This window comes from Sphingorhabdus profundilacus (assembly GCF_009769755.1).
In the GTDB taxonomy this organism is placed as follows: domain Bacteria; phylum Pseudomonadota; class Alphaproteobacteria; order Sphingomonadales; family Sphingomonadaceae; genus Sphingorhabdus_B; species Sphingorhabdus_B profundilacus.
This window is the reverse complement of the sequence record NZ_SDWJ01000002.1, coordinates 450,526-474,404: the sequence shown is the minus strand read 5'-3', so window position 1 is coordinate 474,404 and position 23,879 is coordinate 450,526. Positions and strand designations below refer to the sequence as shown.

22 protein-coding genes are annotated in these 23,879 nt (G+C 57.3%); 17 read left to right on the top strand and 5 right to left on the bottom strand.

All coding sequences use genetic code 11. The annotated features are described in order from the left end of the window. Window positions 1–3: 3 nt before the first annotated feature. Window positions 4–2,688 (bottom strand): bifunctional [glutamine synthetase] adenylyltransferase/[glutamine synthetase]-adenylyl-L-tyrosine phosphorylase, encoded by a 2,685-nt coding sequence (locus tag EUU23_RS10085; RefSeq protein WP_160354008.1) that lies wholly within the window; start codon window positions 2,686–2,688, stop codon window positions 4–6. Continuing rightward, complete coding sequence (gene tgt / locus EUU23_RS10080) at window positions 2,685–3,812, bottom strand: tRNA guanosine(34) transglycosylase Tgt (protein WP_160354007.1); 1,128 nt, start codon at window positions 3,810–3,812, stop codon at window positions 2,685–2,687. Before tgt ends, EUU23_RS10085 begins: the two co-directional genes overlap by 4 nt. Before the next feature lie 128 nt (window positions 3,813–3,940). Here tgt and tldD point away from each other — a divergent pair, with 128 nt between their 5' ends. The 8 genes from tldD (at window position 3,941) to EUU23_RS10040 (ending at window position 12,865) form a co-directional block, all read left to right on the top strand. Further along, complete coding sequence (gene tldD, locus EUU23_RS10075; RefSeq protein WP_158901957.1) at window positions 3,941–5,368, top strand: metalloprotease TldD; 1,428 nt, start codon at window positions 3,941–3,943, stop codon at window positions 5,366–5,368. Between the two features lie 101 nt (window positions 5,369–5,469). Beyond that, a complete protein-coding gene (locus EUU23_RS10070; RefSeq protein ID WP_160354006.1) occupies window positions 5,470–6,657 on the top strand; it encodes a hypothetical protein in 1,188 nt (395 codons plus the stop codon). Window positions 6,658–6,713: 56 nt separating this feature from the next. Further along, window positions 6,714–7,274, top strand: coding sequence for a pyridoxamine 5'-phosphate oxidase family protein (locus EUU23_RS10065; protein ID WP_160354005.1), 561 nt, complete (start codon window positions 6,714–6,716; stop codon window positions 7,272–7,274). A 16-nt stretch (window positions 7,275–7,290) separates the two neighbouring features. Then, window positions 7,291–7,503, top strand: coding sequence for a putative signal transducing protein (locus EUU23_RS10060; protein WP_160354004.1), 213 nt, complete (start codon window positions 7,291–7,293; stop codon window positions 7,501–7,503). Further along, window positions 7,500–8,204 carry an endonuclease/exonuclease/phosphatase family protein gene (locus EUU23_RS10055; protein WP_160354003.1) on the top strand — a complete coding sequence of 235 codons (705 nt, stop codon included), beginning with the start codon at window positions 7,500–7,502 and terminating at the stop codon, window positions 8,202–8,204. Before EUU23_RS10060 ends, EUU23_RS10055 begins: the two co-directional genes overlap by 4 nt. Before the next feature lie 170 nt (window positions 8,205–8,374). Further along, a complete protein-coding gene (locus EUU23_RS10050) occupies window positions 8,375–8,713 on the top strand; it encodes a P-II family nitrogen regulator (protein WP_160354002.1) in 339 nt (112 codons plus the stop codon). A 31-nt stretch (window positions 8,714–8,744) separates the two neighbouring features. Further along, entirely contained in the window at window positions 8,745–10,208 is a 1,464-nt protein-coding gene (locus tag EUU23_RS10045; RefSeq protein WP_160354001.1) for an ammonium transporter, read from the top strand. A 254-nt stretch (window positions 10,209–10,462) separates the two neighbouring features. After that, window positions 10,463–12,865, top strand: a complete 2,403-nt coding sequence (locus EUU23_RS10040; RefSeq protein WP_160354000.1) for a TonB-dependent receptor — start codon at window positions 10,463–10,465, stop codon at window positions 12,863–12,865. Between the two features lie 168 nt (window positions 12,866–13,033). Here the strand turns inward: EUU23_RS10040 and EUU23_RS10035 are convergent, their stop codons facing one another. Further along, on the bottom strand, window positions 13,034–13,450 hold the full coding sequence (locus tag EUU23_RS10035; RefSeq protein ID WP_343032711.1) for a bactofilin family protein: 417 nt from the start codon (window positions 13,448–13,450) through the stop codon (window positions 13,034–13,036). Between the two features lie 7 nt (window positions 13,451–13,457). Further along, complete coding sequence (locus EUU23_RS10030; RefSeq protein ID WP_343032710.1) at window positions 13,458–14,627, bottom strand: M23 family metallopeptidase; 1,170 nt, start codon at window positions 14,625–14,627, stop codon at window positions 13,458–13,460. Between the two features lie 288 nt (window positions 14,628–14,915). Between EUU23_RS10030 and EUU23_RS10025 the strand changes: the two genes are divergently transcribed. From EUU23_RS10025 to EUU23_RS09985, 9 genes are all read left to right on the top strand, one after another. Further along, window positions 14,916–16,181 (top strand): glutamate-5-semialdehyde dehydrogenase, encoded by a 1,266-nt coding sequence (locus EUU23_RS10025; RefSeq protein ID WP_160353998.1) that lies wholly within the window; start codon window positions 14,916–14,918, stop codon window positions 16,179–16,181. Then, window positions 16,145–16,807: a nicotinate-nucleotide adenylyltransferase gene (locus EUU23_RS10020; RefSeq protein ID WP_179956541.1), complete on the top strand. Its 663-nt coding sequence runs from the start codon at window positions 16,145–16,147 to the stop codon at window positions 16,805–16,807. The genes EUU23_RS10025 and EUU23_RS10020 overlap by 37 nt, the downstream gene beginning before the upstream one ends. Before the next feature lie 12 nt (window positions 16,808–16,819). Further along, window positions 16,820–17,212 carry a ribosome silencing factor gene (rsfS, locus tag EUU23_RS10015; RefSeq protein ID WP_425505122.1) on the top strand — a complete coding sequence of 131 codons (393 nt, stop codon included), beginning with the start codon at window positions 16,820–16,822 and terminating at the stop codon, window positions 17,210–17,212. Between the two features lie 22 nt (window positions 17,213–17,234). Further along, on the top strand, window positions 17,235–17,657 hold the full coding sequence (locus EUU23_RS10010; RefSeq protein WP_160353995.1) for a 23S rRNA (pseudouridine(1915)-N(3))-methyltransferase RlmH: 423 nt from the start codon (window positions 17,235–17,237) through the stop codon (window positions 17,655–17,657). A 4-nt stretch (window positions 17,658–17,661) separates the two neighbouring features. Further along, entirely contained in the window at window positions 17,662–18,837 is a 1,176-nt protein-coding gene (locus EUU23_RS10005) for a murein hydrolase activator EnvC family protein (RefSeq protein ID WP_160353994.1), read from the top strand. A 114-nt stretch (window positions 18,838–18,951) separates the two neighbouring features. Then, complete coding sequence (locus EUU23_RS10000) at window positions 18,952–20,328, top strand: S41 family peptidase (protein WP_160353993.1); 1,377 nt, start codon at window positions 18,952–18,954, stop codon at window positions 20,326–20,328. A gap of 3 nt (window positions 20,329–20,331) precedes the next feature. Further along, complete coding sequence (locus EUU23_RS09995; RefSeq protein ID WP_160353992.1) at window positions 20,332–20,811, top strand: disulfide bond formation protein B; 480 nt, start codon at window positions 20,332–20,334, stop codon at window positions 20,809–20,811. Continuing rightward, on the top strand, window positions 20,790–21,338 hold the full coding sequence (locus tag EUU23_RS09990; protein WP_160353991.1) for a demethoxyubiquinone hydroxylase family protein: 549 nt from the start codon (window positions 20,790–20,792) through the stop codon (window positions 21,336–21,338). Before EUU23_RS09995 ends, EUU23_RS09990 begins: the two co-directional genes overlap by 22 nt. After that, window positions 21,335–21,994 carry a hypothetical protein gene (locus tag EUU23_RS09985; protein ID WP_246156420.1) on the top strand — a complete coding sequence of 220 codons (660 nt, stop codon included), beginning with the start codon at window positions 21,335–21,337 and terminating at the stop codon, window positions 21,992–21,994. The genes EUU23_RS09990 and EUU23_RS09985 overlap by 4 nt, the downstream gene beginning before the upstream one ends. Window positions 21,995–22,000: 6 nt before the next feature. Here EUU23_RS09985 and EUU23_RS09980 read toward each other — a convergent pair whose 3' ends face one another. Beyond that, window positions 22,001–23,758 (bottom strand): DUF885 domain-containing protein, encoded by a 1,758-nt coding sequence (locus EUU23_RS09980; RefSeq protein WP_160353990.1) that lies wholly within the window; start codon window positions 23,756–23,758, stop codon window positions 22,001–22,003. Window positions 23,759–23,879: the final 121 nt, after the last annotated feature.

Below are 23,879 nucleotides of genomic sequence, written 5' to 3'. Positions count from 1 at the left end.
CCTTTAAAAATCGCGTGGGCCAAATAGGCGCTCCCATTCCACCGTGACAACCCCGCGATAATCCCTAATCGCGGCGGTCAGGGCATTCCAGTCGGCATAGCCCAGACCCTGGGCGATCAGGCTTTGCGCTGCTACGGGCGGGACGGCACAGTCGGGCGCCACCAGCCGGACCATCACCAGCAAGCGTCCCAAAAGCGCATAGGCCTGTGCAAAATCGGCGGGCAAATGTCCGGCGCGCGCCAACATGTCGATCGCGGACCCCAGTTGCGGAACAAGTCCTTCATGCCGGGTGAGTTGCAGCATATGAATGATGAACTCCATATCAACCAGCCCGCCGGGCAGCAGCTTAACATCCAGCTCGCCTTTGGGCGGCTTATGGGCGGCCATGTCCTTACGCATATCGGCGATTTCAGCCCGGGTCTTGTCGACATCGCGTCTGGCGTTCAGGACATCGGCGATAATTCCCCGCACTTCGCCGCACGCGGTATCCGAACCGAAGAGCAGCCGGGCACGGGTCAGCGCCATATGTTCCCATGTCCACGCATTTTCCCGCTGATATTGGCCGAAGCTTTTGACCGAAGCACAGAGCAAACCGTCGGCGCCCGAGGGCCGCAGGCGCGTGTCGACTTCATACAGCGCCCCCGAAGCGGTCGGCACGCTGAGCGATGCGATGACGCGCTGCGCCAGCCGGTTATAATATTGGGTGGCGCCCAGCGGCCGCGCGCCGTCGGATTCCGCAAGATGATCGCCGGTGAAGAGCAGAATGAGATCAAGGTCCGACGCATGGGTCAACGCCTCGCCGCCCAGCCGTCCGAGCGCGAGGATGACAAGCTCGCTGTCCGGCACCTTGCCATGGGACTTTTCAAACTCGGCCACGGTGGCGGCGGTCAGGGTTTGCAACGCCGCCTCCGCCAAATGGGCGTAGCTGCGCGCGATATCGAGCGCGTCGTTGCGCCCTTCGATCAGCTGGACGCCCAGCGCGAAGCGCTTTTCGCCCACATAGTCGCGGACGATATCAAGCGTCGACTGGTAGTCCGCTTGGCCGATACGGCGCTGCATCGCCGTCAGCAATTCTGGTACATCGCCCGGTAAATCCATCGCACTGGCGTCGATCAAGGCATCCAGATATCGGCTCTGGCGTCCCAGATCTTCGGCGAGGGTCGGGGTGTAGCTCAAAATATCCGCAACCAGTTGCATCAAACCGGGCCGTGCCTCCAACAAACGGAACACGTTGATGGCGCTCGGCATCGCCTCGATCATATTGTCGAAACGGGCAATCGCGCGGTCGGAATCAGGTGCGTCGGCAATTGCCTTCAGCAAGGCGGGAAGCACGGCCTCGAACGCGTCGCGGGCCGACGGGCTGCGGATGGCGCGGATGTTGCCGCTGCGCCATCGGGTCATGCGCTGCATCACTGCAGCCGGGTCGGCATAGCCCAGATCGGCGAGCTGTTCTTCAAGCGGCAGGCCGTCTTCGGCCATGCGCGGCCCCTCGCTGCCGCTGGCGTCCACCATCCGGTCATAGATCGCGGCGACCGATGTCGAGATGGGCCGGATGATCTCGATCAGCGCGTCGGCATCGGCCAGCCCGTGCAGCCGCGCGACCGCATCGGCGGTGTCGCGATTGTCGGGGATGCTGTGCGTTTGCCGGTCGCTGTGCATTTGCAGGCGATGTTCTGCGATCCGCAATTGTTCATAGGCCGCGCCCAGTATGTCCGATTCCTCCGGCTTGATCCAGCCAGCAGTCGCCAGCGCGGCCAAGGCTTCGCGCGTATCGGGATTGCGGAGGGCGACGTCGCGGCCGCCATGGATCAACTGATGCGCCTGGGCGAAAAATTCGCATTCCCTTATCCCGCCATGCCCGCGCTTCAGATCATAGCCGAGGCCGATTTTCTGCCCCTTGGCATAATGGTCGCGGATCTGCGCGGTCATCGCGGTGATGTTCTTGAGCTGCCCGAAATCGAGCGACTTGCGCCAGATGAAAGGCTGAATAGCATTGAGGAAATAATCGCCGAGCGGCCGGTCGCCCGCGCAGACGCGTGATCGGATAAAGGCGGCCTGCTCCCATGCCAGCGCGCTCGATTCATAATAGCTGATCGCGGCCTCGACCGGCAGGACGATGGGGCTGACCTCGGGCGAGGGGCGCAGGCGCATGTCGACGCGAAAGACATAGCCATCGGCATCCAGCGCCGACAGCAATTCGATCACGCGCCGTCCGTAGCGGACCGCAGCCTCGGCCACATCATCGCGTTCGCGGTGGGGAAGCGTCTGCGGGTCAAAGAGGAAAATCGGGTCGATGTCGGACGAATAGTTAAGCTCCCGCCCGCCATGCTTACCCAGCGCGATGACCGCAAAACCCTGATTGGGGGCGCCGGGCACGCGTTCCTCGATGGCGGCGGCGATGGCCTGGTCGAGCGCATGGTCGGCGAAATCCGAAAGGATGCGGGTGACGCGGGTCAGGTTCCATAGTCCGGCAAGGTCGGCAAGCGCCGTCACCAGCGCCACACCCTGCCGCTGCCGCCGGAGGGCCGAACCGACCGTATCCGACTGGCGCGCCAAGGCGCTGTGCAACGCGGCGTCGAGGTCGCCTGCTTCGACTAATGCCATCAGATCGGGATTGCGCTCCATCAGGCTGCCAAGGAACGGGCTGTTGGTGGACGCGCAGGTTATGGCGTTGCGGATGGCGTTCATGTCTTAAGATAGTCTCGCCGGAAACCGGAGGCAAAGGCCGCGAAACGGTCCTCGGCAATGGCGGCGCGCATATCGGCCATCAGCATCTGGTAATAGTGCAGATTATGCTGCGTCATCAGCATCGCGCCCAATATCTCGCCCGACCGGATCAGATGGTGCACATAGGCCCGGGTCCATGTGGCGCAGACGGGGCAAGTGCAGCGGTCGTCAATCGGGCCCTGATCCTCCGCAAATTTGGCGTTGCGGATGTTGATAGGGCCGGAATGGGTAAAGGCCTGGCCATTGCGTCCGCTGCGGGTCGGCAGGACGCAGTCGAACATGTCGATCCCGCGTTCGACCGCGCCGACCAGATCGTCGGGCTTTCCCACGCCCATCAAATAACGCGGCCGGTCGGCGGGCAGTTGGTCGGGGGCATAGTCGAGGCAACCGAACATCGCCTCCTGCCCCTCGCCCACGGCAAGGCCGCCCACGGCATAGCCGTCAAAGCCGATATCGATCAGCGCATCAGCAGACCGCTTGCGTAATTCTTCGTCGAGTGAGCCTTGCTGGATGCCGAACAAGGCAGCCTGTTCGGCATGGGCGCCGCCCGCATCAAAGGCATCGCGCGACCGCTTGGCCCAGCGCATCGACAATTCCATGGACTTGATCGCCTCGTCGCGGCTGACCCCGTTGGCGGGGCATTCGTCAAAGGCCATGACGATGTCGGAGCCCAGAAGGCGCTGGATTTCCATCGACCGTTCGGGCGACAGCATATGCTTCGACCCGTCGAGATGGCTCGAAAAGGAAACGCCCTCTTCGCTGATCTTTCGCAATGCCGACAGGCTCATCACCTGATAGCCGCCGCTGTCGGTCAGGATCGGCCGGTCCCAGCCGGAAAATTGATGCAGCCCACCCAGCCGCGCGACGCGTTCAGCGCCCGGGCGCAGCATCAGATGATAGGTGTTGCCCAAAATGATGTCGGCCCCCGTCGCGCGGACTTCGGCGGGGCGCATGGCCTTGACCGTCGCGGCGGTGCCCACGGGCATGAAGGCAGGCGTGCGGATGTCGCCGCGCATCATCTGGATGGTCCCGGTGCGGGCCTTGCCGCTGGTGGCGGAAATCGAAAACTGGAATCGGCTTTTCATCGCCGTCGCTTTAGCAGGGTTGATTGCAGAGGGAAGGGCATGCGCGTCCCGCGGTCCGCCGCATTGTTTTATATTGGAGTTTTATATTAGACCTTTTCGCGCCTGCATTGCTTCTCCATATAGGGGGTATGACATATACCGATCCCCGTTCCTATCTGTATCAACCCGGCCTGCTCGACCCTGATGCGGCCCAGCGTTTGACGCGCGAGGCGCTCAAGGCCTGCGATGATGGCGAGCTCTATCTGCAATATAGCGCCACCGAGAGTTTCGGTTTTGACGATGGCCGTCTGAAGATGGCGGATTATTCCACCGGTTCGGGTTTCGGCCTGCGCGGTGTGTCTGGCGAGATGACGGGGTTCAGCCACGCCAATGATATGAGCGAGGCCGCCATCCGGCGTGCGGGCGAAACATTGAAGCTGCTCGACCCCGCCAAGGATCAGCCCGCCGCCCCGCCGCGCAAGAATAACCGGCACCTTTATACCGACGGCAATCCGCTGGAACTGGTGCCCTTCGCGCAGAAGGTCGCGCTTTGCCAGAAAATCGATGCCGCCGCCCGCGCCCGCGATCCCCGTGTCGCACAGGTCAGCGTCAGCCTGTCGGGCAGCTGGACCGTCGTGGAGATCGTCCGCGCCGACGGGTTCATCGCCACCGATGTCCGCCCGCTTGTGCGGCTGAACGTGTCCATCGTCGCGCAAGATGGCGACCGGCGCGAGAGCGGCAATTACGGTTTTGGTGGTCGCTATCTGTACGACAAGCTGTTTGAAGACCATGAATGGGAACATGCCATTGATGAGGCGCTGGCACAGGCGCTCACCAATTTGCGGTCGGTCGCGGCCCCTGCGGGCGAGATGACCGTCCTGCTCGGACCGGGCTGGCCCGGCGTCTTGCTGCATGAGGCGGTGGGCCATGGTCTGGAAGGCGATTTCAACCGCAAGGGCTCTTCGGTGTTCTCGGGCAAGATCGGCCAGCGCGTCGCTGCGCCGGGCGTGACGGTGGTCGACGATGGCACGATGCTGAACCGGCGCGGGTCGCTCTCGATTGATGATGAAGGCACGCCGACGCAGGAAAATGTCCTGATCGAAGACGGCATCTTGCGCGCCTATATGCAGGACCGCATGAACGCGCGGCTGATGGGTGTGGAGCCGACGGGCAATGGCCGCCGCGAAAGCTACGCGCATGCGCCGATGCCGCGCATGACCAACACCTTCATGCGGGGCGGTAACGATGATCCTGCCGAACTTTTGAGTCGCGTCAAAAACGGCATCTTCGCCAAGAGCTTTGGCGGCGGTCAGGTCGATATCGTGTCGGGCAAGTTCGTGTTCAGCTGCACCGAGGCTTATCTGGTCAAGGACGGAAAGCTGGGCGATCCCATCAAGGGCGCGACCCTGATTGGCGACGGCTTCACCGCGCTCAACAATGTAACCGGCATCGGCAACGACATGGCGCTCGACGAAGGCGTCGGCATTTGCGGCAAAGCGGGTCAAAGCGTCCCTGCCGGCGTCGGGCAGCCGACGACCCTGGTCAGCGCGCTGACGGTTGGAGGCACCGCTGGGTAAGGACTTGCTTCGTTTTCCGACATGCATATAGTTAGCAGGTAACGAGAATCGGGTCGCATGTTTGACCGGGCTGACAGGTCCGGAAACCCAGGAGTGGAAACATGCGTTCAATATCACGATATGCCTCATTGGCGGCGGTTGCCGCTGTTCTGGCGACGGTGCCCGGCTCCGCCCAGAAAACAACAGGTCCCAAGGCGCAATATAGCATGGATGTGTCGACTATGTCCGGCATGGGCATGGGGGCCATGATGGGCGGCGGTCTCGGCGGACTGCTCGGCGGTGGCGGCGATAATTATATGCTGGACCTCAAATTGACTTCCGCAACGCCTTCGCCGCAGCAGCCGGAAAAGGCCGATCATTTCTTCCTGCCTGCTGCCAAGATGGGCAAGTCGGTGCCGCTGGTCGGCGATGCGCCGGGCAAGCCGTCCAAGACCGACCGTGATTATGATCCGCGCGGCATGGAAAAGCCGAAGGGCCGTCTACTGATGTTCTGGGGCTGCTATACCAAGGCACCCAAGGGGCAACCCTTCATCATCGATTTTGCAAAATTGCCGACGGCGCAGATGCCCGCAAATATGCCCGCCCAGATGCGGGGTATGCAGGTCGCAGCCGCGGCGCGCGATGCAAATGCCGCCTGGTGGCCCAATGGGCAAAATGGCAAGCAACCCAAGTCCGGCTCCTCCTTGCGCGGCGAACATCGGGTGGCCAGCGCCTACACGCCTGAAATCAAATTCGCGCTGATGAACGACTATATGGCTTCGCTAAAGGTCAATCCGTCGGAACAATTGGGGGCGATCCTGCTCAAATGGAACAGCGTTCCCACCGCAACCGGATATGTCGCCTGGGCGATGGGCGGCATGGAACGTGCGGGGCAGGGCGGCGATCTGGTCATGTGGACATCGGCCAACAGCAAGGATGGGGGCACCGGCATGGACTGGCTATCCCCGGCCGAAGTGCAGCGGCAGATTGCCGCAAAGAACATCCTGCCGCCGACACAGACAACCTGTTCAATCCCTGCCGAAGCCAAGGCGGCGGCGGGCGGCATGATGTTCGGCAGTATGAATGCCTTCGGTCCGGAGGAGAATTTTGCCTTTCCGCCCAAACCGGCCGATCCCAAGGCGGTGTGGAATATCGACTGGACGGCGAAGGTTCGTTTTCGTGCCTTTACCAGCTTCATGACCGGAATGGGATCGATGGGAGCGGGCGGGGGAGAGGAAGGCGCGCCCGCGCGTAAGCCCAAATCTTGCAAGGGACCTTTGGGTATTCCGATACCCGGTTCGTCCTGTTAGGTTGTGAGTTCACGGCCTAGGTTGCGCTCCATCGGTAATTGCGTCAAAACGGGTGAATGGCAGACTTTACCGAAACGTTGACAGACAAACATGTCGAGATGATCGGCAAACAACCGATTTTCTTTACGGCGACCGCTGCGGCCGATGGCCGGATCAATCTGTCCCCGAAGGGATATGACTGCTTCCGCGTGCTTTCACCGACGCGCGTGGCCTATCTGGATTTGGGCGGGTCCGGGAATGAGACCCATGCCCATTTGCTGGCGGATGGGCGGATAACCGTCATGTTCTGCGATTTCGACCGTCCGGCGCTGATTGTGCGAATCTACGGTCGTGGTCGGCCTGTGTTGCCCCAGGATGACGAATGGGAAGCACTTGCCGCATATTTCACGATTTTGCCTGGCACACGACAGATTTTCGTTATTGATGTCGAAAGCGTACAAAGCAGCTGCGGCTGGGGCGTACCCTTTATGACGCTCGACCGCGAGCGGGAAACGCTGACCAAATATCATGCCCAGGCCGATGCCGACGCATGGCTGAATAAAACCAAAGGGCGTATAAAGAGCATTGACGGATTACCGACCCGACCCACCGACCGTTATTTTGGACCGGCAAATTAAGGGTCAGGATTAGCCGATGGCGCTTGTCGAGCTTGCCCGCTACCCCAATGCCATAGAGGCTGAGATTGCACGAACGCTGCTGGAATCTCACGGTTTGATGGCGGTCACTTTTGACACAGGAATGAACATAGCAGATAGCGCAGCTTTCGCCATTCCCGTCCGGCTGATGGTGCTTGATGACGAATGTGAAGAAGCGATAGAGATTTTAAGGGAAGCCGGCAGCATATGAGCCATCAGGTCAAGGTGGCGACGTACAATATCCGTAAAGCTGTTGGCCTTGATCAGCGTCGCAATCCTGCGCGGATCATCAATGTCCTTAACGAAATTGATGCCGACATTATCACTCTGCAAGAGGTTGACCGCCGATTTGGCGCGCGGGTGAGTGCGCTGCCACTGGCGATGCTGGAGGCGGAAACGCCCTGGATGCCGGTTCCCTTGCATTTCCGCCCGGCCGCTATTGGGTGGCACGGAAATGCGATATTGGTGCGAAAAGGCATCGAAGTGCGAAATGTCGCGCCGATCGAAATGCCGACCCTCGAACCCCGCGGGGCGGTGATGGCGGAGCTGTCGGTTGCGGGCCATTCCTTGCGCGTCATTGGCGTCCATCTCGACCTTTCGGGGCTTTGGCGGCGCAAGCAGGTGCGGGCCTTGTTGGCGGCGATTGATGCCTGCCCCCGGCTGATGCCAACCGTTATGATGGGGGATTTCAATCAATGGTCCGATAGCGGGGCCTTGAGCGAGCTGGCATTTCACCATCACAGGATCGTTCAGACACCCAAAAGCTTTCACACATCCCGTCCGGTGGCGCGGCTGGACCGGATCGTGGTGAGCCATGATATTCAGGTGTCTGCGGCGGATTGCCATGTCTCGCTGCTCTCCAAACAGGCATCAGACCATCTGCCCGTTTGGGCGGCACTGCACATAGGATAGAACTGCCCAATAATTAGGCAGTCACTTTTTACTGCTCAATATTTAAGCAATTGTTAACATACTCCCGGTTTGATTCCGGGCGAGTCCACACGCAAAACCAACCGATTCCGGGACTCCGCGATTCTGGCACGGCGATTGCATATTGCACTGCACAACCAACGGGGGTGTGCATGAAATATATTATAGCAGTGATAAAGCCGCACAAGCTTGACCCGGTCCGCGAAGCGCTGACCGCGCTTGGTGTGTCGGGCATGACAGTGACCGAGGTCAAAGGCTTCGGCCGTCAAAAGGGTCAGACCGAAATCTACCGCGGCGCGGAATATGAAACCAACATGGTGCCCAAGGTGAAGATCGAGATTGCCTGTGCAAGCGATCAGGCACCTGCGGTGATCGAAGCTATCCAGCATGCTGCCGAAACCGGCGCAATTGGCGATGGCAAGATTTTCGAATTCGAGCTTGCCGGTGCGTTACGCATCCGGACCGGCGACACCAACGAAACCGCGCTCTGACGCGATAATATTTAGCTAGGGGAACCATAAAATGTCCAAAACACTCAAATTCATAGGCGCGACGGGGGCGACATTGTTCGCTGCTCTGCCCGCCTTTGCACAGGAGGCGGCCGAAGCAGTTGCTGATGGTGCCGCGGCAGCGACTGCCGCAGTTGCCGAAGGTCCCATCAAGGCCCCGACGGTCGAGCAGATGGCGACGATGGTCGACAAGGGCGACACCACATGGATGCTGATCAGCTCGGCGCTGGTCCTGCTGATGTCGATCCCTGCACTTGCACTCTTCTATGGCGGCCTTGTCCGCACGAAGAATATGCTAAGCCTGTTGATGCAGGTGTTCATGATCGTTTCGGTCGCGGCGCTTGTCTGGGTAACCTATGGCTATAGCCTTGCCTTCACCAGCGGCGGTCCGTTCATCGGCGGCCTCTCCAAGGCGTTTCTCGCAGGTGTCAGCACGACGACCTATGCGGCGACGTTCAGCAACAATGTGTATATTCCGGAATATGCCTTCGTCATTTTCCAGATGACCTTTGCCTGCATCACGCCCGCCCTGATCGTCGGCGCCTTTGCCGAACGTATCAAATTCACGCCGTTGATGATCTTCACGGTGCTGTGGCTGACCTTCGCCTATTTCCCGATCGCGCACATGGTGTGGTACTGGGCTGGACCCGACTTCCTCGTCGACGCGCCAACGGATGTAGGTTTCCTCTGGGGTAAAGCTGCGCTCGATTTCGCGGGCGGCACGGTTGTCCATATCAACGCCGGTATCGCTGGTCTGGTCGGCTGCCTCATCATCGGCAAGCGTGTGGGCTTTGGCAGGGAAGCCACGCCTCCGCACAGCCTGACCATGACCATGATCGGCGCTTCGCTTCTGTGGGTTGGCTGGTTCGGTTTCAACGCCGGTTCGAACCTTGAATCGAACGGCATCGCAGCCCTCGCCTTTATGAACACCTTTGTCGCCACCGCCGCAGCGGCTGTCGCCTGGTGCATCATCGAACAAGTGCACCACGGCAAGCCTTCGCTTCTTGGCGCGGTAACAGGGGCCGTTGCAGGTCTGGTCGCGATTACACCGGCCAGCGGATTTGCAGCGCCTATGACGTCGATCCTTCTCGGCTTCGTCGCGTCGGCTGTCTGCTACCTCTTCGTCGCCGTCGTGAAGAACAAGCTGAAATATGACGACACGCTCGACGTCTTCGGCGTGCACGGCGTTGGTGGCATCGTGGGTGCCCTCGGAACCGCTATCGTTGCCGATCCGGCGCTCGGCGGTCAGGGATGGATCGACTACACCGTCTTCCCGGCTGTTCCTGGTGAATATGTGATGGTTGACCAGCTGATCTCGCAACTATGGGCTGTTGGCACCACGGTTCTGTGGACCGGCGTCGTCTCGGCTGTTCTTTTCTACGGTCTCAAATTCACGCTGGGCCTGCGTCCGACCGAAGAAGCGGAACGCGAAGGTCTCGACCTCTCCAGCCATGGAGAACGCGCCTATAATTATTGAGTTTCACAGCTTGGCGGCGGGGCGTTCTCTCCTCTCCTTTGACGCTCCGCCTCCTCCCGATGTTCCTCCCGCGAACATCCAACTTACGGCCCGGACCCAATGGTTCGGGCCATTTTTCGGCTGTTGCAAAAATGCTACTATTCATGGAAAATGCTGTGCGCGAGATTAAAGGGTGTAACAAATTCCAATTAATCGGCGCATTATGAAAGAATAGAACAGAGGTTTTAGCCATCTGTCAAACTAGGGAGAGAGCCATGATTAACTTTACGTGCCGTAAAGCAGCCCGCGTGAGCGCGTCTGTATCAGCGCTGGCCGCGCTGATCGTTAGCAACGCAGTGTTTGCACAAGACGCCGATAGCGAGGCTGATAAAAACATTATCATCGTGACCGCCACGAAACGCGATGCAAATCTGCAGGACGTACCGTTTTCGATCAATGCCCAGACTGCAGATGACATACAAAAAACCGGCGCGACCACGCTCGAAGACCTTTCGCGTAATGTCGCTGGTCTGACTATCCAAAATCTAGGACCTGGGCAGAGTCAGGTTTCCATTCGTGGCGTTTCGGCGGGTCAGATTGTCCGCGACCAGCCTGGTGTTAAAGAACAGGTCGGCGTTTATCTCGATGAATCTGTTATTTCACTCTCCTTGTTCACGCCCGACCTTGACCTTTTTGACCTCAATCGCGTCGAGACGTTAAGGGGGCCGCAAGGCACCCTATTTGGCTCAGGATCGGTTGGCGGCACCGTGCGCTACATTACCAATCAACCCAAATTAGGCGCGACCGAAGGGTCCGTTGAGGGAAATGTTAATCTTGTCGATGGGGATGATTTTGGCGGACACCTGAAAGGCGCGATAAATGTTCCAATCGGTGAAAAGGCGGCCTTTCGTGCGGTGGGATATTATACGCAATATGGCGGCTTTATCGATGCCCGGCGTGAAGGCGGCGGCGTCGATCAGGATGTCAATGACGGCGAACGCTATGGTGGCCGAATTGCACTGACTGTTGAGCCGAGTGACAATTTTTCCATTACACCGAGGGTTGTATATCAAAAGATTTCAACCGACGGATTTAACCGTCAGGAAGTATTCAATCTCTATGCAAACCCCTTTACCACTACACGACCTGCCGTAACCTTTAATGAGCGGGAACAGCATCTGTTGCTGCGCGAGGGCTTTGAAGACGAAACACTTATTGCGGATAGCACAATCAAGATCGGTCTTGGTGGCGTCGATGTGACCTCGGTTAGCAGTTACACGGACCGTGACATTTTGGTAAGCCGCGACGCAAGTGCATTAACTGGCAGTGTTTCGGTCGACTTGGGCTTTCCCACCGCGGGTGTTTTGTTACCGTCAAACCTTCGCGACACGACAAAAGTCCAGTCCTTCACACAGGAACTGAGATTGAGTTCGAGCGGTGATGGGCCATTTCAATGGGTCTTGGGTGGTTTCTATTCCAACACTGACCGTGATTATGCACAACGCTTGCCTACACCAGGATATGACGCGTTTACCGATGCACGATTTGGCGCTGGCACGTCGGCCGCAGTTGCGAACGGCTTTCCGCTTAACTCGCCTTACAATGCGGATATCGTTTATGACATTGAACAAAAGGCCATATTTGGCGAAGCAAGCTACGCTTTTGGGGATAAATTCACATTGACGGCAGGTGGTCGTTATTATGATTTTTCTGAAGACCGGATATTCAAATCGGGTGGTCTGTTTTCGAATGGCGACAACCAACCTGCAAGCACAAAGTCGGACGGTTTTACGCCTCGCCTGCTGGCAAGTTTCAAGGCAACAGATGGCATAACGATCAATGCTCAAGCGTCGAAAGGTTTCCGGCTCGGGGGTGTTAATGACCCGCTCAATATTCCACTTTGTTCCGGTGGTGCGGGCGGGGTCGACGCTTTAACGTTCGGCAATCGGCCACGTTATGATGATGAAACGCTCTGGAACTATGAACTGGGCGTAAAAACACAAAGCCGTGGCATTACGTTTAATGCAGCCGCATTTTATACAGACATAAATAATTTGCAGGTGACGGCGGATGCCGGAAGCTGTTCGTCGCGAGTGGTGTTTAATGTACCCAAAGCGCATACGCAGGGTCTCGAATTTGAATTAAGCGCTAGCCCCGCCGATGGTTTTGACTTCGGCATTTCGGGAAGCCTACTTAGCGCCAAGTTCGACTCTTCGGTTACATCGACGGCGGGGGCCGTAATTGCGGGTATCCGCGATGGAAATCGTCTGCCAACAGTACCCAAGTTTCAAATTTCAGCAAATGCGAGCTATAAATTTCCGGTAAGCTCGTCGGCTGAAGCTTATATCGCCACTTCAATCCAGCATGTTGGAAACCGCATTACACAACCCAGTGACCAAGAGGGTAATCCGCGTAGTTTTGTTTCCGGCCTTGCCTTTGCAGGGGCTCCGGGGACCGATGCGACGACCCTAAACCTTGTTCTGCCGAGCTATCAACTGGTCAATTTAAGTGCGGGTGTTGATTTTGAAAATGGCTTGTCGGTAATCGCATATGTCAACAATCTGTTCGATGAAAACGCCCTATTGTCATTCGACAGGGAACGCGGCGGTAGAGCGCGCCTCGGTTTTACGACGAATAGTCCGCGTACATTCGGGGTCACGGTGCGAAAAACATTCTAATGTGCCATTGAACGAAAAATCGAAAAGGCGGCCCACCCATCGGGCCGCCTTTTTATTGGGCCGCGACCGCATATATATCCTCGTCGACGCTTCAAAATGGATTCAAACCTCGACGATGATATATGGGCGTTCACGGCCCAGATATAGAGCCGCGATATTGATTGAAGATCAAGCCACTTTGGAAGCGTTTCCAAGAATAAGCGGGTCAGCCACCTTGCTGATATCGACTGTTGTGCGGCCGATGCTGGGTGCACCGCCTGAGGACTTGTGGCGGAACTTTCCTTCGATCTGGCCACCGGGTGCGATGGTCAGGTTGGTGTAGACGACATCGCCTGTAATCCGTGCGGTCGATTCAATGACCAGATCATTGGCCTCGATCGACCCTTCCACGCTGCCCGACAGCCGCGCGGATTCGGCGATGACCTTCCCTGAAATGACGCTGCCTTCACCCTGGACGAGGTTGCCGCAGGTCACGTCGCCCTGAATCTTGCCGTCGATATGCAGGTCGACGCGGGCATTTAGATTTCCGACGATTTCGACGTCGGACGCGATGATGGAAAAGGTGTGACCAGAATTGTTACGCACGTTACCATTATTCCTTTGTGCTGGTGTCTGCACGGATTCCGGCGACGCTTTGGACTTCGAGAACATCAGGGTTAGCCTCCAAAAACTTCCGTGGGTTAATAGCCTGACCGTTCAGGCGGACCTCGAAATGCAGATGGCTGCCGGTCGAACGACCTGTGCTGCCCATCCGCGCGATTTGTGCGCCACGCGCGACCTTTTGGCCGAGCTTGACGTTAAAACCAGACAAGTGGGCATAACGGGTTACCAAACCATTAGCGTGTGTGATTTCGATCGTATTTCCATAGCCACCTTGCGATCCCGCATGGGTAATGCGGCCATCGGCGGCGGCCAAGATGGGGGTCCCGATGGGGCCTTTGAAATCAAGACCATTGTGCATTGCGCCAGCGCCGGTGAACGGATCGCTGCGATAGCCAAAACCGCTCGACATCAGCATGACAGCGGCGGGCATGGAGGTGGGGATAGCGGCCAAGGCACGCTCCATGGCGTCCATCCGACCGAGCGACATGGCGAGTTTGGTAAAGCGCGGATCGCGGACATCTTTTTTGGAACTGCCAAAAAAGGATTCAAACGGACCACCCTGCGCGCTGATTGCTTGACGGGCCAAGATGTCGGGGTTGAGGCCGAACTGGCGGATCGCTGCTTCTGCCTTTTGGGTCCGAGCCTGTGCCACCTTTGTCATCAACTCGGCAAAACGGATCTGCCGTGCTTCGATGCGGGCCAAGCCGGCGGCTTCGGGAACCAATGCGCTTATTGTCTTGACGGTTTTATCGTCTTGCGCTGCGGCATCGGATCCGGTTGCGGCCGCTGCGGGAATTTCGTCGAGATACTGGTCGCTCAGGCTTTCCAGCATTTTCTGGCGACGCTCAAGGTCCTTGGTCACCTCGTCAATTGAGCCGCGGTAATTGGCAACGCGCTCTTCGGCGGATTCGACCTTGGCTTCTTTTTCGTTCAGCGCCATCCGCTCGACGGACACGCTGACCTGGTTCACGGCCATGCCCAGCGTGACGATCAGCCACGCGCCCACAATAAAAGCGGTCACCCCTGCAACGCGGCGTTGCAGTTGTGCGGAAATCTTCAAAAACCGGACTTGGCCATTGGCCCGCATGAAAAATTCGCGGTCAATAAACCATCCAGCGATCTGGCTTTTCCAGCCAGTCAATCTGGTCTGTAGCGACACGACCCACCCCATTTTTTTATTTGTGCAGCGCCGGTAGCAGGTCTGCGGGGTGCGGGCGAATCGGATGAGGGCGAGTCGTGACGAATCGGGCGAGTCACACGGTGAGTTGTGGAAATCGTTACCAATTTGACCAATTGTGACCGGATGAAACTGTTTGTAAAAATTCGGAAATTCAGAATAGTTAATGAAATCAGCTATTTACAGGCGGACCGATTCGCAGCCTTTTGGTAAAAGCGTTTTTGGCAAGGCTGCTTTCTATTTTTCCGCAGATTCTCTACGGGTTTCCCCATGACTGCCGATTACCATATTCCGGACCAGCTGATTGCCGAGATGACGGCGAAGGCACGCGCTGCGGTCAAGGTGCTTGCGCTGGCGTCCGACGCGACCAAGACTGCCGCGCTGAAGGCAGCGGCGGCGGCGCTGCGGCAGGACAGCCAAGGCATCATTGCGGCGAACGCGCTCGATATGGAGGCGGGGACAAAGGCGGGTCTCTCGCCTGCGATGCTGGACCGGCTGAAACTGGACGAAGGCCGTCTTGCTGCGGTTGCGGATGCGATCGATCAGGTAGCCGTTCTTGATGATCCCGTGGGCGAAGTCATCGACAGCCGCACGCAACCCAATGGCCTTGTCATGCGCCGGGTGCGCATCCCCATCGGTGTCTTGGGTATTATCTACGAAAGCCGCCCCAATGTCACCGCGGATGCTGCTGCACTCGGGCTGCGGGCCGGGAACGCGGTTATCCTGCGCGGCGGAAGCGAAGCGGTGCACAGCAACCGGGCAATCCACAAGGCCATGGTATCCGGCATCGTCGAAGCAGGCTTGCCCGCCGATGCTGTGCAACTGGTGCCGACGCAGGATCGTGCGGCGGTCGGCTCGATGCTGCGCGCACAAGGGGCCATCGACATGATCATTCCGCGCGGCGGCAAGTCGCTCGTGGCGCGGGTGCAGGACGAGGCGCGGGTTCCCGTGCTGGCGCATCTCGACGGTATCAACCACATTTATGTGTACAAGGATGCCGACCCTGCGATGGCCAACGCCATCATCGTCAACGCCAAGATGCGGCGCACGGGCATTTGCGGCGCAGCGGAGACGTTGCTGATTGATCAGGATTATCCCGCGCCCGCCGACCTGATCGCGGCGTTGCTTGAAACAGGCTGCGAAGTCCGGGCCGACGACGCGCTGATGGAGCTCGATCCGCGCACGGTGTCTGCCGACGATGCCGATTGGGATACCGAATATCTCGATTCGGTCATATCCGTGCGGATGGTGAGCGGCCTTGATGAGGCGATGGACCATATTGCCCGCCATGGGTCGCACCACACCGACGCGATCATCACCAACGATGACGCGGTGGCCGCGCAGTTCCTGGCCGAAGTCGACAGCGCCATCGTCATGCACAATGCCTCGACCCAATATGCCGATGGCGGCGAATTCGGGCTGGGCGCGGAAATAGGCATTGCCACCGGACGGCTGCATGCGCGTGGTCCCGTGGCACTTGAGGGTTTGACCACCTATAAATGGCTGGTGCACGGCCAAGGGCAAATACGGCCTTGAAAACCATCGGCCTGATGGGCGGCTCGTTCAATCCGGCGCATGGCGGGCATCGGGATATCAGCCTGTTTGCCCTCCATGCGCTGGACCTCGACGAATACTGGTGGCTGGTTTCGCCCGGCAATCCCTTGAAGCCCAAAAAGGGAATGGCACCGCTTGTGGCTCGGCTCGGCTCTGCAAAGGCGCAAACGCGGCGCAGTCCGATCAAGGCGACCGCGATCGAGCGCGATTTGGGAACCGCTTTTACCATCGACACCCTGCAAAAGATCGTCGCCAAATACCCCAAAGTCCGGTTTATCTGGATCATGGGCGCAGATAATCTGTTGCAATTTCATCACTGGCGACAGTGGAGAGATATCGCGCGATTGATGCCGATTGCAGTTATCGCAAGACCCGGCTATGATGCGAAGGCTGTTGCGGGTCCCGCAATGGCCTGGTTCAGGCGGTTTGTCCGGCGTCCGGACCAGCGTCATCACTGGACAAGATGGAGTACGCCAGCGCTTGTCTTTTTGCGCTTTCGTCCAGATCCCCGTTCGGCAACCGCAATTCGCCGTGCCGACCCCCATTGGTATCAGCGATTTTCAGGAACTGGCGCACGCGATGGCGTCACCCACAAAATTGTTCTGTAAGGAGCACACTTGATAGATTCCGCCTCCGTCCCCCCCGCCGCCAAGGCCAAGGGACCCGTATTGAGCCCTGAAAAGCTCCATGAACTCATTTTAAAATCGCTCGACGACGATCAAGCGCAGGACATTGTCTCGATTCCTCTCGAAGGTAAAAGCAACATCGCCGACCATATGGTCGTCGCCTCCGGTCGTTCGTCCCGGCAGGTGGCATCCATGGCGCAGAAGCTGTCCGAGCGGATCAAGCAGGCCGGTCGCCATGCGCGAATCGAAGGATTGCCCTCGGCAGATTGGGTCCTGATCGATGCGGAAGATGTGATTGTGCATCTGTTTCGGCCCGAAGTTCGTAGTTTTTACAATCTCGAACGTATGTGGGCATTCGGCGACGCGCCGGAATCTGCATCGGCCTAGGGTCAGCACTCAGGCTATGGCAATGCGTTTGCATATCATTGCGCGCGGAAAAATTGGCCGTTCGCCTGAGGCAGAGCTTGTAAACCGCTATCTGAAACGCATTCAGTGGCCGATAAAGCACAGCGAACTTCCTGACCGTGGTGGGGAACTTCCCGTAAGCGATTCTCCTTGCAAGACGGTCATATTGGACGAAAAAGGCGAGCAGATGGGGTCGATGGAGCTCGCGCGCCTTTTGGAAAAATGGCAGGATGAAGGGGCGCGCGAAACCCGTTTTCTGATTGGTGCGGCCGACGGCTTCAATGATGTAGATCGCGATTCAGCCGATAAGTTAATAGCATTTGGTAAAGTGACCTGGCCGCATCTTATGGCCCGGGCAATGCTGGCGGAGCAATTGTTTCGCGCAACATCCATTATAGCCAACCACCCCTATCATCGGGAAGGCTAGTCATTTGCGACGCAGTTTGATCCTTGCTCTTTTGGCTTTTGCTTCATCCAGTTTTGCCGCCGCTCTTATCGCGCAACCGGTACTTTCTATGACGGTGCAGGAAAAGACCCTGTTAGAAGCGAAAGAGAAGGCAAAAACTGCCGAGAGACGCAGTGAACTTCTACGGCAAGAGGCAAGCAATTCTGAAAATGCGGCGGACCGGCTGGTGGCGCAACGTGCCCTCTTGTCCGCAGAAATTGCCGCGGCCGAGGCACAGATAGAGGCCGCCAATGCCCGGATATCTATCATCAGCCGACGGCAGCGCGCGCAACGCACCCATTTGGGCCAACAAAGCGAGCCGATATTGCGCCTTAACGCGGCTTTACAGCAAATGACCGGGCGACCAACCGCATTGATGATGGCCCAGCCTGGTCACCGTGAAGATTATATCCATCTGCGGGCGGTGATGGCGACGGTACAACCACAAATTGTTCGACGCACAAGCAGGCTGCGGCAACAGATTGCCGTGCAAAATGAATTGCGGTCGCAGGAATTATTGGCGCTTAAAACGCTTGATGATGCGCGTGCCAGGTTGAGTGGCAGGCGAACTGCGCTCGCAAAACTGGAAGGTAATGCCCGGGGCAAGGCCAATGCATTGGCCGCCGACGCCGCCATTGAATTTGAACGGGCCATAGCACAGGGTGAACGCGCGCGCGACATTGTCGGCAGCATCGATACGCAGCGGGTGAGCAGCGCAAAGGCGGCGGAACTTGCACTGCTTGACGGACCAATGATGCGTCAGGACCAACGGCGGAATATTCAGGGAGGCAAAAATGCCTATATCCTGCCGGTACGTGGCAATGTGGCGTCGGGGTTTCTCGAACTTAACATAACCGGGTATCGGGAACGTGGAATGCGTATTTTTGCGCCGCCTTCTGCACCGATATTGGCGCCCGCCGACGGCACGATTTCTTTCGCGGGCCGATATCGTAGTTATGGCAATATCATCATTATCGAACATGGAAATGGCTGGAGCAGCCTGATCACCAATATTGGCGTAGTGCAGGCGGAGAAGGGGCAGCCGGTCCGGCAAGGAAGCATGATTGGCGTAGCCGGCAAAGACCCAACCGAAATCGGTATTGAGTTGCGAAAAAATGGGCGCGTAATGGATGTTGCTGCCATGTTGAAATTCACGGCCTAGGTCCTGACCCTAGATCCTGCCCCGCGGCACCTCTACCTTTTTTGGTAAACGCGCTTTCACCATAGGTTAAGGCGCGATATACGAATCATCCTGATTTAAGGACTGGATAACAAGATGAAAATTCGCCTGCTGCCCTCGACCCTTGCATTAGCATTGGCCTTTACTGTGCCAGCCTCTGTCTTGGTGGCGCAAAGCGCCCAGCAAAAATCACCGGCACAGGCACAAGCGGATCAGATTCGCGAACTTGAGCAATTCCTGGCTGTCTATAAGAAGGTCAAATCCAGCTACGTCGACAAAGTTGACGACAAACAACTGATGGAAGGCGCTATTCAGGGCATGCTCTCCAGCCTTGATCCGCACAGCGGGTTTCTCAATAAATCTGATTTCAGCGCGCTGCAGACACAGATTGATGGCGAATATGGTGGCCTTGGTCTCTCGGTCACTCTCGAAGATAAGGCGGTTAAAATTATCGCTCCGACAAAAGATACCCCTGCCGACAAGGCTGGATTAAAGTCCGGCGATTATATTACCCACCTGGATGGCAGGCTGATTTTCGGCGGTACGCTGGATGAAGCGGTCGAGGCGATGCGCGGCGAACCCGGTACGTCCATCCGGCTAACGATTGTGCGTCCCGGTCGCGATGCGCCATTTGACGTGACGATCACCCGGGCAATCATTGATCTCAAACCCGTCCGCTGGGAAGTGAAGGACCGCATCGGTCTTATCACGATTACCGGCTTTTCCGAAGAAACTGGCGCTGATGTCGTCTCGGCGGTCTCGAGTATCAAAAAGGCGATGGGCGGCAAACCATTGGGCTATATCGTTGATCTGAGATCAAACCCTGGCGGCATATTGGACGAAGCGGTTGCTGTTTCGGATGCCTTTCTGGAGAGCGGTGAAATTGTCTCCGAACGCGGGCGCGAAAAACGCGACATTGAACGCTGGTGGGCTGAACGGGCGGTTCCTGGTGATGTAACCGGCGGTGCCCCTATTATCGTTCTGGTCGATGCGGGCTCCGCCTCCGCCTCTGAAATTGTTGCAGGCGCCTTGCAAGACCACCATCGCGGGCTGGTTATGGGTGAGCGCAGTTTTGGTAAGGGGTCGGTGCAAAATGTCCTTCCCCTGACGCGTGAAACCGGATTGCGCCTAACCGTTGCGCGCTATCATTTGCCATCCGGTCGCTCGGTGCAGGAAGGTGGGATCAAGCCCGATATTCAAGTGCCCCAGCTTTCGGACCCGGATTACAAAAAACGTGTCGCCATTCGGGAATCAGACTTGCGGCGGCATCTCATCAACGAAATGCAGGACGATGCTAAGGAACTTGAAGAAGACATCGGCGACGATCCCCGCTTTGCCCTGACGGCTGAACAGTTGAAGGCAAAGGGTATCGACGATTTCCAACTGCATTATGCGATGGAAACGCTGAACCGTTTGGGCGCAAAGACGATGAAGCTGGCGGAAAAGCCCGTAAAAGGTAAGGCGCAAAACTAGCCCATGACCGGAAAGATTGGGTTTGCACATTGGCTCGCTTTTCTATTGCCCACAGGCTTGCTGGCGGGGGCATATGGATCGCAATATATTGGGGGGTTGTACCCTTGCGAAATGTGCTGGTGGCAGCGGTATCCGCATTTTGAGGCCGCTGCGCTGGCAACCCTCGCCTTTTTTGTCGCTAACCCTGTCTATCGAAGGGCTTTGGTGGCTCTTGCCGCATTGGGTATATTGTCGAGCGGACTGATCGGTGGCTTTCACGCGGGCGTGGAATATCAATGGTGGGAAGGGTTGACCGCATGTACCTCCACCATTTCCGGTTCGGGCGACGCCTTGCTGAAATCGATAATGAACGCCCCGCTGATACGCTGCGATACCGCACCTTGGACTTTATTTGGCATTTCGCTTGCCGGATATAATTTCCTCTTGTCGACTGGCGGCGCAATCGCCATCTTGTTGTCAATATGGCGCAGCAAAACACCCTAAAAACCAAGGCACAGCGCTCTGACGCGATTGCCAGCATGATTCGTGTCAACCAGGCGGGCGAATATGGTGCGAAACGCATCTATGCCGGACAGCTTGCGATCATGGGCGACCGCACCCCCGCTGCACGTAGCATCGCGCATATGGCGGAACAGGAAGATCGGCATTTGACCGCTTTTGATGCATTGATGGCCGAACGGGGCGTCAGGCCGACGTTGCTGCATCCCATTTGGGACGTTGCAGGTTTTGCCCTGGGGGCAGTGACCGCGGCTATCGGACCGGAGGCGGCGATGGCGTGCACAGTCGCGGTAGAAACCGAAATTGATCGCCACTATTCCGAACAATTGGAACAATTGGGGGATACCGATCCTGAATTGGCGGCAATGGTTGCCGATTTTCAGGCGGACGAGCTTGAACATAAGGCCACCGCACTGGCGCAAGGTGCAGAACGCGCCCCTGCCTATCCGATCATGAGCGCGGCCATCCGTCTGGGCTGCCGCACGGCCATTGCAGTATCGAAACGAATATGAACTTCATCCTTCGTTCAGCGTCGAAGTCCCAAGCCAAGCCCAGATTAACCGGAGATTTCACCGTGAACCCCATGGCCAAGACATTATTGATGACCACAGCGATTTTGATGTCGACTGCATCAATAGCGCAAGACGCCGACGAAAGTCAGCCCGGGGATGAAAAAATCAATCAGTTGATCGTCTATGGCAGCGATGAATGTCCGCAAAGCAAGAGCGACGAAATCGTCGTCTGCGCGCGGATGAATGAGGCAGATCGCTACCGGATTCCGCCGTCATTGCGAGATGACCCGAACAGCCCACAGAATCAGGCGTGGTTAAACCGGGTTCAGGCCTATGAGTATGTCGGAGCAAGTGGCACTTTAAGCTGTTCTCCCTCCGGCGCAGGCGGGTTTACCGGGTGCGGACTTAAGGAAATTGACCGGGCCTATGCCGAAAAGGCTCAGGATCCCGGCGTGACATTTGGCCGCCTGATCGCAGCCGAACGCATAAAGCGGATGGCAGGAATTGATGCCGAAGCCGCTGCCGTCGAGGAACGGGTCAAGGAATTTGAAAAAGGCCGGGCTGAGCGGGAGGCACGGTTACAGGCCGAAATGGATGCCAAAGAAAATGCCGAACGAAGCAATGCAGGTTCGGACCCTTTGCCAGAACCCCAATAAACAGAATTAGCGCCTCGCTTTTTCCGCTTCTATCCAATCCTTAATCTGGTTTTCCAGGACATTGAGCGGCACGGCGCCTTGACCAAGCACCGCGTCGTGAAAGGCCGCGAGTTCAAATTTCGGCCCCAACTCTTTTGCCGCCAGCGCCCGTAATTCGCGAATTTTCAGTTCACCCAGCTTATAGGCCAATGCCTGACCCGGCCAACTGATATAGCGGTTGATTTCGGCCTCGATATTGGCGGCCGACAAGGCGCTATTGTCGGTCATAAAGGCTATTGCCTGCTGTTTACTCCACCCTTTTGCATGAATGCCGGTGTCAACGACCAGCCGACAGGCCCGCCACATTTCATAGGACAGCCGGCCCATATCCTTTTCAGGGGTGTCGTACAGGCCGATTTCAAGACCGAGACGTTCAGAGTAGAGGCCCCACCCTTCGACAAAAGCTGTAAAAAAGGCACCATTTTTCCGGAAGTCGGACAGCGGCAGTTCCTGCTGCAAGGCGATCTGGTGGTGGTGGCCGGGCACTGCCTCATGCATGGTAAGCGCAGGAATTTCCCAGAAAGGTCGCTGATCCAGCTTGGAGGTATTGACATAATAGGTCCCGGAAATGCCCACCTCTGGCGAACCGGGATTGTAATAAGCGGTGGTGGTTCCCTCTGCCGTTTCCTTGGGGATTTCGCGCAGGCCGTAGGGCAGGCGGGCCATCTTGTGGAAAAGCAGAGGCATTTTGCCATCGATGAATTTGGCAATCCGGGCTGATTTCTCCATCAGTTCTTCCGGCGTTCTGGCATAATATTGCGGGTCGGTTCGCAAATGCAGGATGAACGCTTCCCGGCTGGCAAAGCCTGCCTTTTTGGCGACCTCGACCATTTCCGAACGGATGCGGGCTACCTCGGCCAAGCCGATTTTATGGATTTCTTCCGCTGTCAGTGCCGTGGTTGTCTCTTCGCGGATACGGAAATCATAATATTGGGCGCCGCCCGGCTGCGCCGAAATACCCGGTTCCTTCGCACAGGCTGGTTTGTAGCTTGTGACATACCAGTCCAGTTGTTTGCGGAGCGCTGGATAGATTATTGTTTCGATAATCCTTGATGCGTCGCTGGCCAAAGCATCAAATTCGGCGGCATCAATGCTTTCGGGCCGGGCTTGGGAATAAGGGCTAAAGTGACGCGACGCGCGGGGATCAGTGGTGATCAACCCCGTAATAGTCGCCTCAAACCCGTTCAATGTTTCACAAGGCTGAGTAAATCTGCCCTTTATGGCAGTATTGGCGACCTCGATATTCTGATCATTTACCTTGGCATATTGCGCCAAACGGGCATTGTAGCTTTCAAAATCTGCCTTGGTTTTGAAAGGCAGGTTATTTGACAATCCAGCGAAATTCTGGTGCCAGCTCGAATAGGTTGTGAAATTGATGGCACGTTGGCCGAAGCGATTGCCCTCTATCGTGCTGTTCAGGCTACGCTCCAATATGCCTGCCTCAACCCTGCTGGCGGTATCAAGATGATCGCGGGGGATGGCTTGAAGTTTTTCTAAAAATAGGGCGGCATTTGCGGCTCTCCGGTCGGATGCCGCCAGACTAAAGTCGCCGACTTCGTTTGCGTAAAGGTCGATACCCAGAGAGCTCGCCATGATCGGCGATTCCTTCAAAACATCTGACCAATAGCTGTCGACAAGAGTTTTGAGATCCGCATTCGCATCGGCCCATGCAGGCGTCGTCCATGCCAACGCAGCCGCAGTCACGAACAAAAGGCGCTTATGCATTTATATCCTCCTCACAAAAGTCGATGGCGACATGGCATAATGAGGAGAATGATTTTGGCCAGCATGTTCAATTATTTTTTTGATTAAGGCCGGGCGCGATACGATAAATCTCTGCCTCCGG

What these genes read in the sequence shown, in the direction of transcription:
- EUU23_RS10040 (WP_160354000.1), top strand. Translation starts at nt 10,463, where the DNA reads ATGATTAACTTTACGTGCCGTAAAGCAGCCCGCGTGAGCGCGTCTGTA.
- EUU23_RS09985 (WP_246156420.1), top strand. Translation starts at nt 21,335, where the DNA reads ATGAACTTCATCCTTCGTTCAGCGTCGAAGTCCCAAGCCAAGCCCAGA.
- EUU23_RS10000 (WP_160353993.1), top strand. Translation starts at nt 18,952, where the DNA reads ATGAAAATTCGCCTGCTGCCCTCGACCCTTGCATTAGCATTGGCCTTT.
- EUU23_RS10085 (WP_160354008.1), bottom strand. Translation starts at nt 2,688, where the DNA reads ATGAACGCCATCCGCAACGCCATAACCTGCGCGTCCACCAACAGCCCG.
- EUU23_RS10050 (WP_160354002.1), top strand. Translation starts at nt 8,375, where the DNA reads ATGAAATATATTATAGCAGTGATAAAGCCGCACAAGCTTGACCCGGTC.
- tldD (WP_158901957.1), top strand. Translation starts at nt 3,941, where the DNA reads ATGACATATACCGATCCCCGTTCCTATCTGTATCAACCCGGCCTGCTC.
- EUU23_RS10020 (WP_179956541.1), top strand. Translation starts at nt 16,145, where the DNA reads ATGGCTGGTGCACGGCCAAGGGCAAATACGGCCTTGAAAACCATCGGC.
- EUU23_RS09980 (WP_160353990.1), bottom strand. Translation starts at nt 23,758, where the DNA reads ATGCATAAGCGCCTTTTGTTCGTGACTGCGGCTGCGTTGGCATGGACG.
- EUU23_RS10025 (WP_160353998.1), top strand. Translation starts at nt 14,916, where the DNA reads ATGACTGCCGATTACCATATTCCGGACCAGCTGATTGCCGAGATGACG.
- tgt (WP_160354007.1), bottom strand. Translation starts at nt 3,812, where the DNA reads ATGAAAAGCCGATTCCAGTTTTCGATTTCCGCCACCAGCGGCAAGGCC.
- EUU23_RS10065 (WP_160354005.1), top strand. Translation starts at nt 6,714, where the DNA reads ATGGCAGACTTTACCGAAACGTTGACAGACAAACATGTCGAGATGATC.
- EUU23_RS10010 (WP_160353995.1), top strand. Translation starts at nt 17,235, where the DNA reads ATGCGTTTGCATATCATTGCGCGCGGAAAAATTGGCCGTTCGCCTGAG.
- EUU23_RS09990 (WP_160353991.1), top strand. Translation starts at nt 20,790, where the DNA reads ATGGCGCAGCAAAACACCCTAAAAACCAAGGCACAGCGCTCTGACGCG.
- EUU23_RS10045 (WP_160354001.1), top strand. Translation starts at nt 8,745, where the DNA reads ATGTCCAAAACACTCAAATTCATAGGCGCGACGGGGGCGACATTGTTC.
- EUU23_RS09995 (WP_160353992.1), top strand. Translation starts at nt 20,332, where the DNA reads ATGACCGGAAAGATTGGGTTTGCACATTGGCTCGCTTTTCTATTGCCC.
- EUU23_RS10070 (WP_160354006.1), top strand. Translation starts at nt 5,470, where the DNA reads ATGCGTTCAATATCACGATATGCCTCATTGGCGGCGGTTGCCGCTGTT.
- EUU23_RS10055 (WP_160354003.1), top strand. Translation starts at nt 7,500, where the DNA reads ATGAGCCATCAGGTCAAGGTGGCGACGTACAATATCCGTAAAGCTGTT.
- EUU23_RS10060 (WP_160354004.1), top strand. Translation starts at nt 7,291, where the DNA reads ATGGCGCTTGTCGAGCTTGCCCGCTACCCCAATGCCATAGAGGCTGAG.